Consider the following 20,237-nt stretch of genomic DNA (forward strand, 5'->3'; position numbering starts at 1 on the left):
TTTAAATAAAACACCGGATACAACAGGATTAATAATTAAATAATAATCAGGTAACGATAGATTATTGTTACAAACCACTGTACCCACAGGGGCAGCAATACTTTTGCTCACTTTTTAAAACCAATGCTCAGCTATGAAAAAAGACAATTGTACAAAACCCATTTGGCGGCATGTATTACTTGCCGTGTTGTCCATTATCGCTTTACAGGCAGGCGCGCAGGAGCAGCGCAGCAATGTAACGGGGATTGTTAAGAACGAACAGGGAGCGCCCCTAACCAATGCAACCGTAACAGTAAACAACAAAAACGCCAATTTTACAGCCAGCACGCAAACCGATACAGGTGGCGTTTTCCATTTTTCGGGCTTGCCTGCGGGAGATGCGTACAACTTCACTTTTTTGTATATTGGTTACGAATCGCAAACGTTGACCGGCTATACTTTAAAGCCCGGTGCTACGCTTTCGCTGATTGTGAATCTGAAAGGGCAGAGTAATGCACTGAATGATGTGGTGGTAGTTGGCTACGGCACACAGCGTAAAGCAAACCTTACGGGCGCGGTAGCGCAGGTAAGCGGCGATGTGTTGGAGAACCGTTCGCTGCCCAATATTACGCAGGGTTTGCAAGGGCTTATCCCCAACCTGAACCTGGTAATGGGTGATGGCAAACCTACCCAGTCGCCCACCTACAATATCCGTGGTACCACTTCTATTGGCCAAGGCGGTAATGCCCTGGTACTGATAGATGGCGTGCAGGGCGACCCCAGCCTGCTGAACCCTGCCGATATTGCCAGTGTTACGGTATTGAAAGATGCTGCTTCGGCTGCTATTTACGGCGCCCGGGCTGCCTTTGGTGTGGTGTTGATTACCACTAAGAATCCTTCTAAAGACAGGGCAACTTTTACCTATTCTTCCAACTATTCTATCAAGAGTCCTACTGCGGTGCCCGATATCGTATCGAACGGCTATCAATATGCTTCTATGTTTAATGAAGCCTGGAGCGCATGGAACGATTATTCGCAGGTGCCGCAAAACATCAATAAAACACAGCCTTTCTCTCAGGCTTACCTGGAAGAGTTTAAGAGAAGAAATGAAAATCCTTCTTTGCCGCGCGTGGATATAGACGCTAATGGTAACTATGTATATTATGGCAATACGGACTGGTACGATCTCTTATACAAAAATCATAACAGCGCAACAGACCAGAATATATCGGTATCGGGTAGCAGCGGTAAGGCAAGCTATTATATAACGGGCCGCTATTTTGGACAGAGTGGTTTGTTCCGTTACAATTCCGATGATTACAAGATGTATAATTTTACAGCCAAGGGTTCTGTTCAATTATTGCCCTGGTTGCAGATAACCAATACTACCCAATATACCAACCGGCTTTACCACAATCCCTTAAATGTGGGCGAAGGCGGCGGTATCTGGAGAAATCTGGCAGATGAAGGGCATCCATCTTCTGTATTGTTCAACCCCGATGGTACGTTTACACAATCGGCTGCTTATACTGTCGGCGATTTTGTATATGGCAAAAATGGTATTGATTTTAGCGATAATTTCTTTAAAAACACCGTAGGTGCTTCTGCCAGATTGTTTTCTGATAAGGTGCATATCCGGGGCGATTTTACTTATCAGCAAACCAATAATAATCAAAAGCGCATTCGCGTGCCGGTGCCATACAGCGTTACGCCGGGCGTAATAGCATATGTGGGCACTGCCACCAACGACCTGCAAATGACAGCCGACAAAAATGAGTACATGGCTACCAATATTTATGCAGATTATGAATCGCGGTTTGGTGGCGGGCATTATTTTAAAGCACTCGTTGGCTACAACTACGAGCAGTCGGTTGCCAACGATTTTGCAACGCTCCGCAATGGCTTGATTTATCCCAATGCAACTGATTTAAACCTGGCATTAGGGCAGAATATCAGCACTTCGGGCGGCTACGAAAAATGGGCAATTATGGGCGGTTTTTACCGGTTGAACTATTCATACAAAGACCGTTATCTGATAGAAGCAGACGGCCGGTACGATGGCTCTTCCAAATTCCCTTCTAACCAGCGCTTTGCTTTTTTCCCTTCCGTTTCTGCCGGCTGGCGCGTGGCTAAAGAATCATTCTGGCATGTATCGCCTTCCTTCATCTCCGATTTAAAAATCAGGGCATCGTATGGTTCTTTGGGTAATGGAAATATCAATTCTTATGTATTCTTGGAAAACTTTGCCATTAGCCAGTCCGGCAGGGTTATCAATGGCGTACGGCCACAGCAAACCAGCCAGCCCAATGTACTGCCCGACGGACTCACCTGGGAAACTTCCACTACGAAAGACCTTGGACTGGATATGAATTTTTTGAATAACCGGCTGGCATTTACCGGCGACGTTTATATCCGCAAAACTACCGACATGTTTACCGTAGGGCAAACCTTACCCGCCGTGTTTGGTACCGATATACCCAAAGGTAACTATGCCGATTTGAAAACAAATGGCTGGGAAGCTTCTTTAACCTGGCAGGATGCATTTGAAATCAGCAATAAACCGTTCCGTTACAATATAGGCGTTTGGATGTCTGACTACACGGCTACCGTTACCAAGTACAACAATACCGGTAATAAACTGACGGATTATTATGCCGGTAAAACAATTGGTGAAATATGGGGCTATACCAATGATGGCTACTGGACTGCCGATAATGTAGCGGATGCTGCTGGCATGCAGGCAATTTTTAAAGCTTCTACCAGTGGGCAATGGTTGCCAGGCGATATTAAATTTAAAGACCTGAACGGCGATAAAGTAATTAACAATGGGAGCAATACATTAGACGATCATGGCGATCTTTCAGTCATAGGCAATACAACACCGCGCTACAGTTACGGCATCAGTCTGGGCGCTGATTATGCCAACTTTTCGTTCTCTGCTTTCTTCCAGGGCGTAGGCAAGCAGGACTGGTGGCCGGGTGGCGAATCCGATGTGTTTTGGGGACAATACAACCGTCCGTACAACTACCTTTTCAAATCGCAGGTGGGTAACATCTGGAGCGAAGAAAACCCGAATGCTTACTGGCCAAGATACCGCGGCTACGTGGCGCAAAACAGTCAGGGTGAATTGCACTTTGAGCAAACCAAATATTTGCAGAATGCAGCTTACATCCGCTTAAAAAACATACAGCTTGGCTATACTTTACCCGCAACGCTGGTTAACCACTGGAAGCTGACCGCCGTACGGTTGTATGTATCGGGCGAAAACCTGTGGTCGTGGTCGCCACTATATAAAGTAACGAAAAACATAGATGTGGAAAACATTGGCAAATCGGATGTAATACTCACTGGCACAAGCAACAATGGTAATGGCAACAACTACCCCATTTTAAAGAGTGTAACATTTGGTCTTAGTGTGACTTTATAACCTGATAACATTTTTAAAAGAAAATATTTTATGCTGAATACAATAAGAAATAAGAACAAACTATTGTTACTACTTGCGATAGCTGTAGCAACTACGGTAAGTTGTACCAAAGAGCTTGATCAGACACCGCAATCCACGGCCACCAAAGATGCCATCTTCAGCAACGAAGATGGTCTGAAACTATATACCAATTCTTTTTATAGCACCACAACACCGAATAAAATATTGCCCAGCATCAACGATGTCTTCAGGGGTGACGAAATGGCTGATTATGGTGGCCGTAGCCAGGTGGCTGATTACCTGCGTACCGGCGCTTATACTTCCCGCCAAAGCACCGGCTGGGATTGGGCAGCACTGCGCAACATCAACTATTTTATAGCCAATTGCAATAATCCTGTACTGTCCGAAACGGTTCGGAATAATTACATTGGTTTAGCCCGGTTTTTCAGAGCGTGGTTTTATTTTGATAAAGTAAAACGTTTTGGTGATGTGCCCTGGATCAGCACGCCGTTGGCCGTAGATGATCCTGCCCTGTATAATGGCAGAGACCCGCGTACACTGGTGATGGATTCTATCCTGGCAGATTTGAATTTTGCCTGTGCAAACATTACCTTAAACGACGATCCTACACGCAGCCAGATCACTAAATGGGTAGCCTATGGTTTCAAATCGCGTGTGTGCCTGTTTGAAGGTACCTTCCGGAAATACCAGACGAGTTACAACCTGGGTGCTACCGCCAATCAATGGCTACAGGAGGCTGTTGATGCTGCCAAAATAGTAATGGACAGCAGCGGCTTTACGCTGAATACAGCCGGTGGCACCAACCTGTCTTACCGCCAGTTATTCATCAGTACAGCGCCGGTTAACAGCGAAGTAATGTTGTCTAATGTGAGCAGCACCAGCTTAAGCGTATATAACGATGCTAACTGGTATTACACCAGTTCTACATATGGGGTACGTTACAGCTTTATCCGCACTTTTATCAATACCTATTTAAACTTAGATGGTACGCCTTTTACCAATGTGCCCGGCCACGATACGATGACGTTTGCACATGAAACACAAAACCGTGATATGCGGTTGCAGCAAACGATCCGCACACCAGGCTACCTGCGTACCAGCAGTGGTAAAATAATAGCAGCGCCACCCGTTTTCTCCTATACTTATACCGGTTATCAACCCATCAAATGGTCGTTGGATGATACGTATTACGACAATGGTGCAAATAATATTAATTCCATTTGTGTAATGCGCTATGCCGAAATATTACTCAACTACGCAGAGGCAAGAGCTGAACTGGGCCAACTGACTGATGATGATTGGAAAATGACCGTTGGCGCATTGCGTGCAAGAGCAGGTATTACCGGCGGAACGACTGCCAAGCCTACGGTACTTGACCCATACATGAAAGCCAATTATTTTGAAGATGTTACCGATCCTTCGCTGATGGAAATACGCAGAGAGCGGGGTATTGAACTGGTACTCGAAGGCTTTCGCTTCTATGACCTTGTAAGATGGAAACATGGCGAATTGCTGCTGCAAACATGGAACGGCTTTTATGTGCCGGGCTTAAATATACCGCTCGACTTAAACGGCGATGGTGTATATGATGTGGCTTTTTACAAAACCATGCCCGAGAATCCTGTGGACGGTGTTACATACATCAACGTATCTGAAACGGTAAACGGTGTAACCAACCCGCAGCGTTTGGAGCACGATACGTATGGCGAAATTCGCTGGCTCGATAATATACCGAGGGACTGGCAGGATTATAAATACCTTTATCCCATACCGCTTACCGATGTGCAGTTGAACCCGGCATTGGGGCAAAATAATGGTTGGGAATAAGGTAGATTGATTTTAAAAATTGCTGACTAAGCTGTCACTTAAAAGCTTAAAGATTTAAACGGGAATACATACAAAGACTGTTTGGGATAGTGTTGCTGTTTAATGCTATAATTAAAGGCAGGGCACGAGGCATTAGAGTTTATAAGTAAAATCAACATAGGCCTTGATTAGTGATTTATTTCTAAACTCAGATGCTTCGTGCTTCAGCACGACAAAGCCGGAGTTTAATTGCGTAGGATATATGATAAACGCAGCTTAATTGCATATTGGTCCTACACTTCTAATAAGAAAAGCGGATAAAATCAGTTAAGGCGTACATTCAGGAACATATTTAAAAACATCAATTTTATATGAAGAAAATAACAGGTATTTTTATAACAGTTTTACTAATTATCACTTCATCACTACAGGCGCAAACATTGCGTATTGCCACTTACAACATGCGCAATTCCAATGCAGGCGATTCGGCTAATGGCAACGGGTGGGGGCAACGCTACCCGGTAATTGCGCAGTTGATCCAGTTTCACGACTTTGATATTTTTGGTACACAGGAATGTAAGCACAACCAGTTGGTGGATTTGAGAAGTAGTTTGCCAAATTACGATTACATAGGTATTGGCAGGGATGATGGTAAAGAAGCAGGCGAATACTCCGCCATTTTTTATAAAACCAACCAATTTACATTGCTAAAAAAAGGCGACTTCTGGATGTCCACCATTACCGACCGTCCCAATAAAGGCTGGGATGCGGCACTGCCAAGAATATGCTCCTGGGGCGAATTTAAAGACAATAAAACAGGCTTTACTTTTTACTTTTTCAATCTGCACATGGATCATATTGGTGTAAAAGCACGTGCCGAAAGTTCGAAGCTGGTGCTGGCTAAAATAAAGGAGCTGGCAGGTGATGCGCCTACTATTCTTACCGGCGACTTTAATGTAGATCAAAACAATGAAAGTTATACCCTGATTAATACATCGGGCGTGCTAAAAGATGCGTATGAATTATCACCTATCAAGTACGCACTCAATGGTACATTTAATAATTTTAAAAGTGACAGCAAAACAGACAGTCGCATTGATCATATCTTTTTAAGTAAACAGTTTACCGTTAATCGCTATGGCATACTCACCGATAGTTACCGCTCCGCCAATACGGATACTACAGGTACAGCTTCTGCCAACTTCCCGAAAGAAGTAAAGCTCTCTAAGTACACGGCACGCGAGCCATCCGACCATTTTCCCGTAATGGCAGAAGTGGAATATCATCAGTAAGTAATAGAATAAAATGGGTAGCCATTTTATAAGTTTTGATAAGTGGACAACACACATGACCGAAAGATTTTGATAGCCAAACCGTTTATCCAAAAACAAGAAATGCATCTAAGGCTAAGTGGTGGCGTTGGCCTGGACAAACGCGCGGAGCGATCGGATTGTCCTTGATTTTTTTGGTTACTTTTTGTGTCAAGACAAAAAGTAACCAAAAAAGAACTATAATACTAAAATCACCTTCTAAACATCCCTGGTGATAAAATACACTTACCTATAAAGACAATATCATCTATAAACATTATCATGATCAATACTAAAAATACATTCTTCGCATTTGCGCTATTACTCTTTACTACATACAGTTTTGCCCAACATCCAAAGCATGTAGTGTTAATCAGTGTAGATGGGCTCCGTCCTGATTTTTATTTAGATACAAACTGGCATACCGATAATATGCGGGCATTGATGAAAGATGGTGCTTATGCGAAAGGTGTAAACAGTGTATTTCCTTCCATGACCTATCCTTCGCACACCACGATGGTTACCGGCGTACAACCGGCAAAACATGGCGTATATTTCAATGCCATGTTTGAACCTAATGGACCAACCGGTAAAATTTATTGGAATGATAGTTCTATTCATAGCCCTACCTTATGGGAAGCAGTGGAGGAGGAAGGACTCACTGCCGCAGCGTTGCTATGGCCCGTATCTGCAGATGCACCTGTAACCTACAATATTCCGGATATTGGCAGTTTGGGCGAAAAAGTGCGTGAACAATATTCAAAGCCTGCTGGCTTTGTTGATACATTAAAAGCTACTGTTTTTAGTGGTGCTGAAAAGATTGATTATGGCAAAAATGTAAATGTTGCCCGCATTGCAGCGTATGTTATTCAAAAGGCGCAGCCTACCTTAATGACTATTCATTTTTTTGCAGTGGACCATGCCGAACACATGGAAGGCAGGAATGGTGATATGGTAAAGGAAGCGGTGCAGGATGCAGATAGCGGAGTTGCCATTATTGTAAAGGCATTGAAGGAAACTAATAGCTGGGATAGCACGGTAGTAATTGTAACCGGCGATCATGGCTTTGTAGATGTAAAAACAACATTGAGCCCTAATGTGTGGCTTAAAGAAAACGGATTGTGCAATGATGTAAAAAATGACGACTGGAAAGCGCAGTTTTTTACGGTGGGTGGCTCGGCTTATTTATATGTAAAAAACAATGACCCTCAGGTAATCAGCCAGGTAAAAAAGATATTAAACAAACTGCCGGAAGATAAAAGAAAACTTTTTGCCATTGTGGATAGAAAAAAGCTGGATGCTATAGGTGCTAATCCCGAAGTGCCACTTGCGTTAACAGGACTCAATGGTACTTCGTTTAGCGGTGCATTTACCGGCGATGACATAAAGCCGGGGCATGGCGGCACACACGGCTACTTTCCCAATTTTAAAGACATACAAACCGGTTTTATTGCTTACGGGCCCGGCATACAAAAAGGTACCGTTATCCCCGAGATGAACGAAAGAGATATCTGCCCGATAGTGGCAAAATTGCTTCAATTATCTTTTCCTTCTACTACCGGCAAAGTGCCGGCAGGACTGATAAGTAAATGATTTTTTTCTAAGAAAGAAGTATTACAGCATAATTGGCTGTCGGTAATGCAGTCGTTATGCTGTAATGGCCACCATCAAAAAGATTGTACAAATAATAATTGAGCGGCAGCTTACTCGGAACCTATCTCAATGAATTATATTATTTGAATATGCTTACAATCTTTACGAAACGGCTCTTATAATAGTCGTTCAATGGGGTTATGGTAACGCCATTGGCTTTACCCGAAGTGGAATGAATAAAAACAATGCTGCCATTACTGTTTGAAACAATAATCCCCATGTGCCCGACTGCTTTTTCTGTACTATCAGTGCCGGTGAAAAGTATCAAATCGCCCTCTTTTGCACTATCAACAGGTACCTCGGGATAAGCGTTGGTAAACTCAACAGAAGAGCGGGGTACTTCGATATTGAAGTGGTTGAATACATACGTAATGAAGCCCGAGCAATCAAAACCCTGTTGAGGATTGGCAGATGCATATTTATACGGAATACCAATCAGTGTTTCAGCATAGTCAACTATCTGTTGTGGTGTTACACTATTTGTTTGAATAAGCCCATCGTGGATGGAATCATAAAGCGGAGCAGCAAGGGTTGTTTTTGTTGCTGAGTCATTGGTGTCATTTTGTTCTTGTATGTTGGAACAAGCTGTAGTAAATAATAAACAGCCTGCCATAAAATAGAACTTCATATAGGTTAAAAATCAAAAACCATGCTTACGCTTTTTTATATCACTTATCCCAAATTTTACAAGGCTTACAATAAGATACTCATTTCCTTCGCTTACCTGCGCAGTTCAGTCAATTTATTTTACAGTTCATCTATGCTACTATTTACTTGCGGCAACAATCCTTTTTAATCTTGCAGTATAAGAGGGCTGTATGAAAGTATAGGACTAATACCATTCTCAATTAAGTAGCATGATACACGCTTAAGTTTCCTGCTTACAGCTTGTAGTTGGAGGCCTGCGGCTAATACAGCATAGCTTGTTTGAATCCGGTATAGCCTTGTCATCTGCCTTTTTAAACCTTACACCAATGAATGCCTCACTCTAAATGCTTAAAACAAAAACCATGTTTATCGGTAAATTAATCCTGTTTATTGCTATAGGTATTATCGCCTGCTCATCTTGTAACAAAGACAAAATTAGAGATACTGCAATAGCCGGTGACCGTGCTGCATACAATGCTGTTGCTACGCTTGTAAACACCTCCAATGTAAAGGTTACCACTATTGCCGGCAAGCTGGACGATCCTGGAAATGCACAGGATGGCAATGGCAGCAATGCCCGCTTTTGGAATCCGACAAAAATGGTGTATGACAGTCGCAACAACCTATTGTACGTAGCCGATGGTACTGTAATACGCAGTATAGACGGGCAGAATAATGTAAAAACATACGTTCCGCTGGGTGCCATCGGTAGTTCATACAACGAAATCCTCGATATGGACGTAGCACCAGGAACGGCAGGTGGTACGTTATACATTATTACCAAAGAAAATGATTTGTGGAAGATAGTACCCAATGGCACTTCCGGTAAAGCCACGAATATTGTAAACAGAATATATGGGGGCAATGCGGTAGGGGCTTTAAACTCGGGTGATCATTTTGACTTACCTAACGGGCTGGCAACAGGCGCCAATGGAGAAATCTATTTCTTTAATGAAGCATGGAATACGATGCACCGTATTACGCTTTCTGGTGCCAAAACAGGTACAGTATCAACTTTTGCCGGTAAGCCTTTAACCGTAAGAGGTGGCACCGGCACTTCATATCCTTATAAAAACGGATTAGGCGATGCAGCCACCTTTGGCAGCAGGGTTTCGGATCTATCTGCTGATACTGTTGGCAACATATACGTGGCAGACCTGGATAATGAGTTGGTACGGAAGGTAACGCCTGCAGGTAAAGTGACAGCTTTGTTTCAGTACACCAATAAAATAGGCTCAGATCTGGACGGACCTGTATCCAGTGCAACTTCTAACAATGTAACACAGGTATCTGCCAGGAAAGACGGCAAAATGATATTCTTTACTACTTATGGCAATGCGAACAATGGTTTATCGGCATTGCGTGTAGTACGCCCTGGCAATGATGTAACCACACTGGTGGGCTATGGCTAAAGTAGCTACTATGGTGATGGAACCGGCACAACAGCCGGATTGGCTCAGATAGGTGGTATTGCAGCAACCCCCAGCGGAAGGACGATTTACTTATCGGAGCCTGGCAGAAAAGTAATCCGCAAGGTAGTATGGTAATACAATAAAGATGTAATGCTTTTTACTTCCTCCAGGTTTGTAATAGCAGTACAGCCCTGGAGGAAGTGGTAATTTACAAGCTGCAATAAGTTATTAATTATTTCATATTTGGTATAAACTAGTAAAAGATCGCATCAATGAGGTTGAATAACGTTTTTTGTAAAATCATACTGTATTTTGTATAACTACTTCAGCATAATAAGAGTGCATCAGCAAAGTATTTACATCCATTTATCATCAGATAGATAAACAGTTTTATACTGCTTCCATGATGTATGTAAACCGGAACATTTACAAATTGCCACTAATCAATTTCTAATTTTATTGATGAGAAAATTGCTAATGGCACGAATAAGCTGAAAGTATGTTCCTGAAAGCTGAATGAAAATAATTGCTTAAACAACAAAGACTCAAAGAACACTAAGCCTCACAAAGAATTACTTAATAATACTTCGTACAATCCCACCTTTGCCGTTCGGCAGGCGCTCTTCTTTGAGCCTTCGTGGTTTAAAGTTTTTACAATCTTAAACAGCCTGTAAATTTCTTCGTAAATTGTTTTTATAAAGGCATACTACTGTTTATGCAGCAGATCTCTGCAACAATAAAATTCCAATAACCAGTCTTTGCCTATTTATCCAATTTATGGCTTATCTCGGTCAACAGTTTTTCGGTTAGGGTAAGTTCCGGAACAGGAGGCACATCTACTTTAGCATCTTTCTTGCGCTTCATTCTGTTAATTACCTGGATAATCAAAAATAGTACAAAGGCAATAACAATAAACTTAATGACATTGGAAAGAAAGTTTCCATACTTAACGGTTCCCCACGTGAGTTTATTCAGGTCTTCAACATGAGCAGCCTTAAGCGCAGGCGTTAATAACAAAGGGGTGATGACATCATCTATTAATGAAGAGACGATAGCGCCAAAAGCAGCACCTATTATTACCGCTATAGCCAGATCAATAACATTACCTTTTAAGGCAAATTCTTTAAATTCTTTGATGAAACTCATAGTTGTTGGTTTTAAAGTGTTATGGAATTGTTTTTCCAATGTAATGTACATAAAAAGATATGAATAAAATACTTGGCTTTTTGCCAGTAACCGTTTTACGGTGCGCCTTATAAATGTATCATTTTCATTCACGCTATTGCTGTAACATCCTTCTTTTTTATACTACGCTGAATGCGTGATTTGTTTCTAGGTTTATTTCTTTTGTATCTGTCGTGTCGTTGTATTTCAACTTCCCGGAACTGGTCGCTGAAACTACTGTTAGCTATTTTACACACCAGGGACTTTTATTAACAACTGCAAGCCTGTTGAGGGAAGAGACAGGCTGTAGCACCTTGCTATAAATCAAACTGCTTTTTACTTAACAAACTTAAACCTGACCAAAATCATATTTCTCTTTGTTGTTCATCAATACTAAGGTTTGCCTGCGCCAATACTTTTGTCTATATCTTTTTATATGAATACACAAGCCATTGGCAAGCATACAGCTTGCTATCATTGCGGCGAAGCTTGCGGCAAACAACCGGTTATAGCACACAGCAAGAGCTTTTGCTGCGAAGGCTGTAAAATGGTTTTTGAAATATTGAGCAGCAATGGTTTATGTGATTATTATACACTTACCCAAAACCCTGGCAGCAATCAAAAAGTACAGGTGCGGGAAGGCAAGTTTGTTTTTTTAGATGATGAAAAGATTATCCGTTCGCTCGTAGCCTACCAGGATGAAGTGCAAACGCACGTTACTTTTTACCTGCCGCAGATCCATTGCAGCAGTTGTTTGTATCTCTTAGAAAATCTGCATAAACTCAACGAACACATCATTAGCAGCAAAGTAAATTTTACGAGAAAAGAAGCCGACATTATTTTTAATCACCAAAAAGTCTCTTTACGAAAAGTATCTGAAATCCTCACCAGCATTGGTTATGAGCCTTATATCAGCTTTAGTGATATGAATAAGGCAAAGCCGAAAATGGACAAGTCTAAGATTTATAAGCTGGGTATTGCCGGCTTTTGTTTTGCCAATATTATGCTGCTTAGTTTTCCGGAATATTTAGGTATTAATGCGAAGGAACAAAGCCTGATTGGTTTATTCAGAATATTAAATCTTATACTCAGTTTGCCGGTTGTTTTTTACAGTGCCTCCGAGTTTTACATCAGTGCATGGAGAGCTTTTCAGTATAAGTTTCTGAATATAGATGCTCCTATTGTACTGGCGGTAATTGTAACCTTTGCAAGAAGTTTGTACGAAGTATTCAGCGGTAGTGGCAGTGGCTATTTTGATAGTATGAGCGGTATTGTTTTCTTTATGCTCATAGGCAGGGTATTGCAGGACAAAACCTATCAGCAGCTTAGCTTTGAAAGGGATTATACCTCTTATTTTCCGCTGGCTGTAACAAGATTAAATAATGATAGCCAGGAAACAGTTGCGCTGCCCGATGTTAGGCTGAACGATACGCTGCTGGTTCATAATGAAGAGCTGTTACCGGCCGATGGTATTCTTACCCGTGGCAAAGCATTGATAGACTACAGTTTTGTAACCGGCGAAAGCATACCAATAGTAAAAGAAATGGGCGAAATTGTGTATGCCGGTGGCAAACAGATAGGCAGCAACATAGAAGTTTTGGTGATAAAAGAAGTGGCGCAAAGTTATCTTACCAAGCTGTGGAACCGTGAGGAACTGAAGCAGGAAAAAGACAGCAGTAAAGCCTCTTTTGTGCATTTATTAAGTCGCTATTTTACATGGGTGGTATTAGCTATTGCCACGATTACTGCGGTGTATTGGTATGTAAATGACCCACAAAAAATTTGGAACAGCATTACGGCAGTAATGATTATTGCATGCCCTTGCGCTTTGCTTCTGAGCAATACATTTACCAATGGCAATATCTTACGGCTGCTTAGCCGCAACAAGCTGTACCTGCGCAATGCCCAAACAATTGAAACCATTGCTGGCATCAACCATATTGTATTTGATAAAACCGGTACACTTACAACCGGTAACTACCAGGATGTGCAATACGAAGGCTTATTGCTTACCGGTAATGTAAAAAAGAAGATTGCAGCATTAGCAGCACAATCTACACACCCTATCAGTAAAGCTGTTTTTACTTATCTGGGTAATGGGGAAGAGAATATTGTAAAAGGGTTCAAAGAAATATTAGGCAGAGGCATTGAAGGTTTTGTGGATAATGATTTGGTAGCAATTGGTTCTAAAGATTTTTTGTTTGGAAATAATGACAAGGACGAAGAAACATCGGTATATGTGGCAATAGAAGGAAAAGTAATTGGTAAATTCCGTTTTAAAAATCATTACAGAAATAATATCCCTGCACTGCTTCAGCAGCTTAAAAAAGCATACCCCATTACCGTACTGAGTGGTGATAATGCCGGTGAAAAACACTACCTGCAACAACTGCTTGGTAAAAGTGCCAATGTGCTCTTTCATCAACAACCTGAAGACAAGCTGAACAGGGTACAGCAACTACAGCAACAAGGCAAAAAAGTGATGATGATTGGTGATGGGTTAAATGATGCCGGTGCCTTAAAACAGGCAGATGCAGGCATTGCTGTAACTGATAACGCCAACAACTTTACGCCCGCCAGTGACGGTATTTTAGAAGCTTCTAATCTGCCTTTGTTGTATAAATTTATCAGACTTTGTAAAATTAATAAGCAAATAGTACTGGCAAGTTTTATTATCTCTGTCATCTACAATATTGTTGGTATTTACTATGCTGTGCAGGGCAACTTGTCGCCAATGATCGCCGCTATTTTAATGCCTTCCAGCAGCCTGAGTATTTTGCTCATCACCTTTGGTGCGAGTACGCTGGCAGCAAAGCGTACGGGCATTTTATAACTATGATTCTGCTGATTAAACTGACGAAAGAAAACAGGATGGTGTTGTTGATATGATGTGAGAACATGTACCGGATTGAATAATTTACCAATATGCAACTTAAAGATCAGCCGCCAACATCATTGCGAGTGGTAGTGAAGTAATCTGTGAATGGTGGTGCAATCAATATAAGACATTAATATTGATGTAAGGCTATTTAAACCGACGGATTAGATATAAATAATAAATTTAATGCTTTCTGCATATCAATTTGCTGCGCTCGGCAGGACGTTTTTCTATGTGCTTTATTGTAAAAATGTATCGGCTTACCTGCTGAACAGCAAATATTTACAACGAGCGTCGTTGCAAAAGTTTTATATCCGCATTGTCTCTTATCCATACATAAAAATGTGTTTTATACACTTAACACATACTGCCTGACCAAAATCAGCCCTCTGCTTGAGTACCGTCACCTGCTGCGCTAAGGCTCACTTCTATTTTTACAACCTATTTCAATTATCATATGAGTGTCATTTTCATCTTGCTTATCGCAAGTATTACTGTAGCCGCCATCTTTCTGGGCGCTTTTTTATATAGCGTAAAGAAGGGGCAATTTGAAGACGAAAAAAGTCCACCCATCAGAATTCTGTTCGACGATAAACCATCTTCAACAACCATCACAAAAAATCAATAATGTTTCAGGAAAAAGAAGTAAAAAGTAAGGTGATTGCTGTTCCGGCGGAAACGCGAGAAGCGCTTGCTGTTGAACGATTTTATTACGATAACAAAATCGTAAAATTATTTGCCTATGCTACCATGTTTTGGGGTGCCGTAGGTATGATGGCCGGCTTGCTGGCAGCCATTCAGTTGTTTTTTCCGGCAGCCAACTTTGATACGGCTGCTACTACTTTTGGCAGGGTGCGTCCGGTGCATACCAATGCAGTCATATTTGCCTTTGTGGGCAATGGTATTTTCATGGGTGCTTATTACTCGTTACAGCGCCTTTGTAAATCCCGGATGTTTAGCGATAAACTGAGCAAAATACATTTTTGGGGCTGGCAGTCTATTATCGTTGTGGGTGCTATTACGTTGCTGATGGGTGCTACAACCGGTAAAGAATATGCCGAATTGGAATGGCCAATAGATGTGGCGATTACTATTGTGTGGGTGCTATTTGGTATTAATATGTTTGGTACCATCATCAAGCGGCGAGAAAGCCACCTGTATGTAGCTATCTGGTTTTACATTGCAACATGGGTTACGGTTGCCCTGCTGCACATCGTTAACTCATTTGAATTACCCACCTCTTTTTTACACAGCTATAGCTGGTATGCCGGTGTGCAGGATGCGCTGGTACAGTGGTGGTATGGTCATAATGCGGTGGCATTCTTTCTTACTACACCGTACTTAGGTTTGATGTATTATTTCTTACCTAAAGCAGCTAACCGCCCGGTATATAGTTACCGCCTTTCTATCATTCACTTCTGGGCGCTCATATTTATTTACATCTGGGCTGGTCCGCACCATTTGTTATACACTGCTTTGCCCGACTGGGCACAAAGCCTTGGTGTAGTATTTAGCGTGATGCTGATTGCTCCAAGCTGGGGCGGTATGCTTAATGGCTTATTTACATTGCGCGGTGCATGGGATAAAGTAAGAGAAGATCCTGTGTTGAAATTTATGGTGGTAGCTATCACTGCTTATGGTATGGCCACGTTTGAAGGGCCTATGCTGAGTTTAAAAAGTGTAAATGCTATCTCGCATTTTACCGACTGGACTATTGCACACGTACACGTAGGCGCATTGGGTTGGAATGGCTTCTTAACCTTTAGCGTGCTGTATTATATTATTCCAAGAATATACAATACCCAACTGTATTCTAAAAAACTGGCAAATGCACACTTCTGGGTGGGCACTATCGGTATCCTGCTGTACACACTGCCTATGTACTGGGCTGGGTTTACACAAAGCACTATGTGGAAAACCTTTACCGAAGAAGGTCAGTTGAAATACCAGTTTTTGGAAACGGTACAATACCTCAAACCTTTTTATGCACTGCGTAGTGTTGGGGGCTCTATCTATCTGGCAGGCGTATTCATTATGGTGTACAACTTAGCAAAGACTGTAAAAAGTGGCAGTCTGGTAGCCAATGAGGCAGCAGAAGCAGCACCATTGCCAAAAGTAATTACTACACATGGCAAGCAACACTGGCACAGGTGGATTGAAAGAAGGCCTACGCAAATGTTGGTGTTTAGCTTAATAGCTGTTGCGATTGGTGGTGCTATAGAAATGATGCCAACCTTCCTGGTAAAAAGTAATGTACCTACTATTGCAGCCGTGAAACCTTATACGCCGCTTGAGTTGCAGGGACGCGATATATATGTACGCGAAGGTTGTTACCTGTGCCACTCACAAATGGTACGCCCGTTCCGAGATGAAGTAGCACGCTACGGCGAATACAGCAAAGCAGGTGAGTTTGTATATGACCATCCCTTCCAGTGGGGAAGCAAGCGCACCGGTCCGGACCTTGCGCGTATTGGTGGTAAATATCCGGATAGCTGGCACTACAATCACATGCTCGATCCGCGTATCATGTCGCCCGGTTCGGTGATGCCCAATTATCCCTGGTTGTTTGATAATACATTGGATACTGCCGGCACACCGGCTAAAATAAGAGCAATGATGAAGCTGGGCGTACCTTATCCTAAAGGCTATGATAAACGTGCAAACAGAGACCTGATTATACAAGCGGATGGCATACGGGCGGGTCTTAAAAAAGATAAGCTGCCTGCAAAAAACACCAGCGAAATCATAGCCTTAATTGCTTATCTGCAACGTGTAGGTACTGATATTAAAGGCGCAAATACTGGTGTAAAATAAAACTGTTCATACAACTCAAAAACCCACTGTTACAAGGCAGCGATTGGGAAACCGCTGCCTTCCTTCAACAAAATTATAAAGCATTAATAACATGAGCTTCATTCACTACCTGGAAAAAATAATGGGCGTAGATATTTATGCCATGATATCCTTTTTCATCTTCTTTTCCTTCTTTGTTTTTATGTCGCTGTGGGCATGGAAGGCAGATAAGCGTTTGATTGATAAAATCAACAATATTCCTTTGGACGAAGACAAGACTTCACTATAAAAATTACTTAGTACAATGAAATTCATTTATAAAAAACGATGGACAAAAGCAGTAATGCTAATGAGTGCGCTGCTGCTCTCTGTCAATGTATTTGCTGAAGGTAAAAGCGAACCATCGCAGATGGATAATCCATTGGCATTGGTATTAGTAATAATTGCAGGTGCCTTGCTGCTCGCTATTGGTGTATTAGCGTATGTGCTTATCAGTGTAGCCGGTTTGTACTTAGAACATACTAAAGAAAAAGAAGTGCCTAAAGCTACGGGTACTGCATTGAAAACGCTGGCTGTTGTTGCATTTTGTTTGGTATCTTCTTCTTTACTGGCTCAAGATGCGGCTGCTGCTCCCGCTGCTGCACAACAAGTAGTAAGCACTACTATCAGCGGTTTGCCAAAGTCTTCTTTTTATACATTGATAAGTGTGATTGGACTGGAGATTATGGTGATACTGGTGATGGCTTATTTTGTAAAAGTATTTACTGCCAAAGAAAAAGTAATTACTGAAGCTGTAACGTCAGAAGCAACACATACCAGCAATATATTTACTAAGATTAAAAAAGTATGGGGCAGGCTCAACAACTTCCGTCCTCAAAGCGAAGAGCAGGAAATTACCTTACACCATTCTTATGATGGCATTCAGGAGTTGGACAATCGCCTGCCGCGCTGGTGGATAATGGGTTTTTATTGCACTATCATTTTTGCATGTATTTATCTCTATCGCTATCACATAGCACATACAGCGCCATCCAGTATTGAAGAATACCAGATAGCCATGACGCAAGCCGAAGCACAAAAAGCAGCATATCTGAAACATGCAGCGAATAATATAGATGAAAATACAGTAACGCTTATTACCGATGCCCCGGCTGTGGAAGAAGGCCAGAGGTTATTTACCAGCAGTTGCTCGCCTTGCCATGGCGACAAGGGACAAGGCGTGGTAGGGCCCAACCTTACCGATGATTATTGGTTGCATGGCGGCAGCATTAACGATGTGTTTAAAACCATCAAATACGGCTATCCCGAAAAAGGTATGAAGAGTTGGAAAGATGATTTTTCGCCAACACAGATTGCCAGGATTACCTCTTATATAAAAAGCCTGCATGGAAGCAATCCTGCTAATGCCAAAGAGCCGCAGGGCGAATTATTTAAAGACAATGGTGCACCTGAAAAAGATTCTGTAAACCTGTCTGTAAAAAAGGATGTAAAAGCTGCTGAGGGCAAAGAAACTGCGCTAAAATTTTGAACCATAAAAACAGAAAGAGCATAAAGTAAAAGATAATTAAGGAATAGACGAAATAGTATTAATAGAAAAGACATGAGCCTAAAGCTTCAAAAAACATACTTCGTGCAACTTCTTTCTTTCGTCTTAGTGGTTCTAATTAAAAATGTAAATAGTTGAGTGTAAAAGGAGACAAAACAATGAATACGGCAGTACAAGATATAAAAACAAAAAAACAAAAAGATAAAGAAGCCTTTCGTGATACATTGGCGAGCGTAGATAAACTGGGCAAGCGGAAATGGATATATGCACAAAAGCCAAAAGGTATTTTTTATAAAATACGCACGTATCTAAGCCTCCTTTATTTTGCCGTTTTCTTTGGATTGCCATTCGTGTATGTAAATGGCAGACCGTTGTTTATGTTCAATATTCCGGAGGCAAAGTTTGTCTTTTTTGGTAAGTTATTTCTGCCACAGGACTTCTTTATCATCGGCTTAACGATGATCATGTTTGTCTTGTTTATTGTGTTATTTACGTCTGCTTTCGGCAGGTTGTTTTGTGGCTGGGCTTGCCCGCAAACCAACTTTATGGAAATGATGTTTCGTAAAATAGAGTATTGGATAGAAGGCGACGCAGCCCAGCAAAAGATGCTTGCCAAAGCACCGTGGAATGGAGAAAAAATTTTCAAAAAAGGTGCGAAACATGTAGTATTCTTTGCGCTCTCTTTCATCATCTCCAACTTCTTTTTAGCTTATATTATTGGTATAAAAGATTTGGAGAAAATTATCAGTGAACCATTATCTCAACATATTGGTGGCTTTACTTCCTTACTCATTTTCAGCGGTATTTTTTATGGTGTATACGCGTTCTTCAGAGAGCAGGTATGTACGGCTATTTGCCCTTATGGCAGACTGCAAAGTGTGTTGATGGATAAAAACTCTATGGTGGTTGCATACGATTACAAACGTGGTGAACCGCGTGGTGTAGCCAAGAAAAATACAGAGAATAATTTGGGCGATTGTATTGATTGCTTTGCCTGTGTAAAAGTATGTCCTACCGGCATAGACATCCGCAATGGCGTACAGATGGAATGTGTTGGATGTACGGCTTGTATAGATGCATGCGACAACATTATGGATAAGATTGGCAAGCCACGTGGCTTGATACGCTATGCCAGCGAAAACAGCATTGCTACCGGCGAAAAACTGCACTATACTACACGCATGAAATTATACACGGTATTGTGCTTAGCTGTAATGGCATTGTTATCTTTTCTTGTTATTACCCGCAAAGATGTGGACGCAACCGTTTTTCGTACGCCGGGATTACTGTATCAGGAAAGAGGTGCAGATAGCGTTTCCAATTTGTACAATATCAAATTTGCCAATAAAACATTGAAAGATATTCCGCTTACTATTATGTTGGAGAATGGTGGCGGCGAAATACAATTAGTGGGCAAACAAACCATTCATATTGAAAAGGAAGGACAAGGCAGTGGTTCTTTTTTTGTAGTGCTGCCAAAGAAAATGATACAAAGCCGCAAGACCAGTATTAAGCTGGATTTGTACGAAGGAAATAATAAATTAAACACAATAACTACTTCCTTTTTAGGACCTGTTGAATAAATAACTTTTAAAACTAT

The 20,237-nt window shown here is 41.7% G+C and carries 13 protein-coding genes; 11 read left to right on the forward strand and 2 right to left on the reverse strand.

Annotation, left to right across the window (positions count from 1 at the left end; all coding sequences use genetic code 11):
• Positions 1-133 precede the first annotated feature (133 nt).
• The 4 genes from FC093_RS01570 to FC093_RS01585 all read left to right on the forward strand — a co-directional run bounded on the left by FC093_RS01570 (position 134) and on the right by FC093_RS01585 (position 8,136).
• Positions 134-3,406, forward strand: a complete 3,273-nt coding sequence (locus FC093_RS01570) for a SusC/RagA family TonB-linked outer membrane protein (RefSeq protein ID WP_137259978.1) — start codon at positions 134-136, stop codon at positions 3,404-3,406.
• 30 nt (positions 3,407-3,436) lie between these two features.
• The gene (locus FC093_RS01575; RefSeq protein ID WP_137259979.1) at positions 3,437-5,254 is read left to right on the forward strand and encodes a RagB/SusD family nutrient uptake outer membrane protein; all 1,818 of its coding nucleotides are present in this window, start codon (positions 3,437-3,439) and stop codon (positions 5,252-5,254) included.
• 350 nt (positions 5,255-5,604) lie between these two features.
• A complete protein-coding gene (locus FC093_RS01580) occupies positions 5,605-6,525 on the forward strand; it encodes an endonuclease/exonuclease/phosphatase family protein (protein ID WP_137259980.1) in 921 nt (306 codons plus the stop codon).
• Positions 6,526-6,825: 300 nt separating this feature from the next.
• Positions 6,826-8,136, forward strand: a complete 1,311-nt coding sequence (locus FC093_RS01585) for an alkaline phosphatase family protein (protein ID WP_137259981.1) — start codon at positions 6,826-6,828, stop codon at positions 8,134-8,136.
• A gap of 139 nt (positions 8,137-8,275) precedes the next feature.
• Here FC093_RS01585 and FC093_RS01590 read toward each other — a convergent pair whose 3' ends face one another.
• On the reverse strand, positions 8,276-8,824 hold the full coding sequence (locus FC093_RS01590) for a C40 family peptidase (protein ID WP_137259982.1): 549 nt from the start codon (positions 8,822-8,824) through the stop codon (positions 8,276-8,278).
• A gap of 382 nt (positions 8,825-9,206) precedes the next feature.
• Here FC093_RS01590 and FC093_RS01595 point away from each other — a divergent pair, with 382 nt between their 5' ends.
• Positions 9,207-10,256 carry an NHL repeat-containing protein gene (locus FC093_RS01595; RefSeq protein ID WP_137259983.1) on the forward strand — a complete coding sequence of 350 codons (1,050 nt, stop codon included), beginning with the start codon at positions 9,207-9,209 and terminating at the stop codon, positions 10,254-10,256.
• A gap of 762 nt (positions 10,257-11,018) precedes the next feature.
• On the opposite strand, the gene mscL is transcribed toward FC093_RS01595, so the two are convergent.
• Complete coding sequence (gene mscL / locus FC093_RS01600; RefSeq protein ID WP_137259984.1) at positions 11,019-11,402, reverse strand: large conductance mechanosensitive channel protein MscL; 384 nt, start codon at positions 11,400-11,402, stop codon at positions 11,019-11,021.
• 454 nt (positions 11,403-11,856) lie between these two features.
• On the opposite strand from mscL, the gene FC093_RS01605 reads away from it, so the two are divergent.
• The 6 genes from FC093_RS01605 to ccoG all read left to right on the forward strand — a co-directional run bounded on the left by FC093_RS01605 (position 11,857) and on the right by ccoG (position 20,220).
• The gene (locus FC093_RS01605; RefSeq protein WP_137259985.1) at positions 11,857-14,253 is read left to right on the forward strand and encodes a heavy metal translocating P-type ATPase; all 2,397 of its coding nucleotides are present in this window, start codon (positions 11,857-11,859) and stop codon (positions 14,251-14,253) included.
• A 502-nt stretch (positions 14,254-14,755) separates the two neighbouring features.
• Positions 14,756-14,926, forward strand: coding sequence for a cbb3-type cytochrome oxidase assembly protein CcoS (ccoS, locus tag FC093_RS01610; RefSeq protein ID WP_137259986.1), 171 nt, complete (start codon positions 14,756-14,758; stop codon positions 14,924-14,926).
• A complete protein-coding gene (ccoN, locus tag FC093_RS01615) occupies positions 14,926-17,112 on the forward strand; it encodes a cytochrome-c oxidase, cbb3-type subunit I (protein ID WP_137259987.1) in 2,187 nt (728 codons plus the stop codon). Before ccoS ends, ccoN begins: the two co-directional genes overlap by 1 nt.
• 91 nt (positions 17,113-17,203) lie before the next feature.
• Positions 17,204-17,380 carry a CcoQ/FixQ family Cbb3-type cytochrome c oxidase assembly chaperone gene (locus FC093_RS01620; RefSeq protein ID WP_137259988.1) on the forward strand — a complete coding sequence of 59 codons (177 nt, stop codon included), beginning with the start codon at positions 17,204-17,206 and terminating at the stop codon, positions 17,378-17,380.
• 15 nt (positions 17,381-17,395) lie between these two features.
• Positions 17,396-18,619, forward strand: a complete 1,224-nt coding sequence (locus FC093_RS01625; protein ID WP_137259989.1) for a cbb3-type cytochrome c oxidase N-terminal domain-containing protein — start codon at positions 17,396-17,398, stop codon at positions 18,617-18,619.
• 152 nt (positions 18,620-18,771) lie between these two features.
• Positions 18,772-20,220 (forward strand): cytochrome c oxidase accessory protein CcoG, encoded by a 1,449-nt coding sequence (ccoG, locus tag FC093_RS01630; protein ID WP_240743146.1) that lies wholly within the window; start codon positions 18,772-18,774, stop codon positions 20,218-20,220.
• Positions 20,221-20,237: the final 17 nt, after the last annotated feature.

The sequence above is a fragment of the Ilyomonas limi genome, from assembly GCF_005233845.1.
Lineage (GTDB): Bacteria > Bacteroidota > Bacteroidia > Chitinophagales > Chitinophagaceae > Ilyomonas > Ilyomonas limi.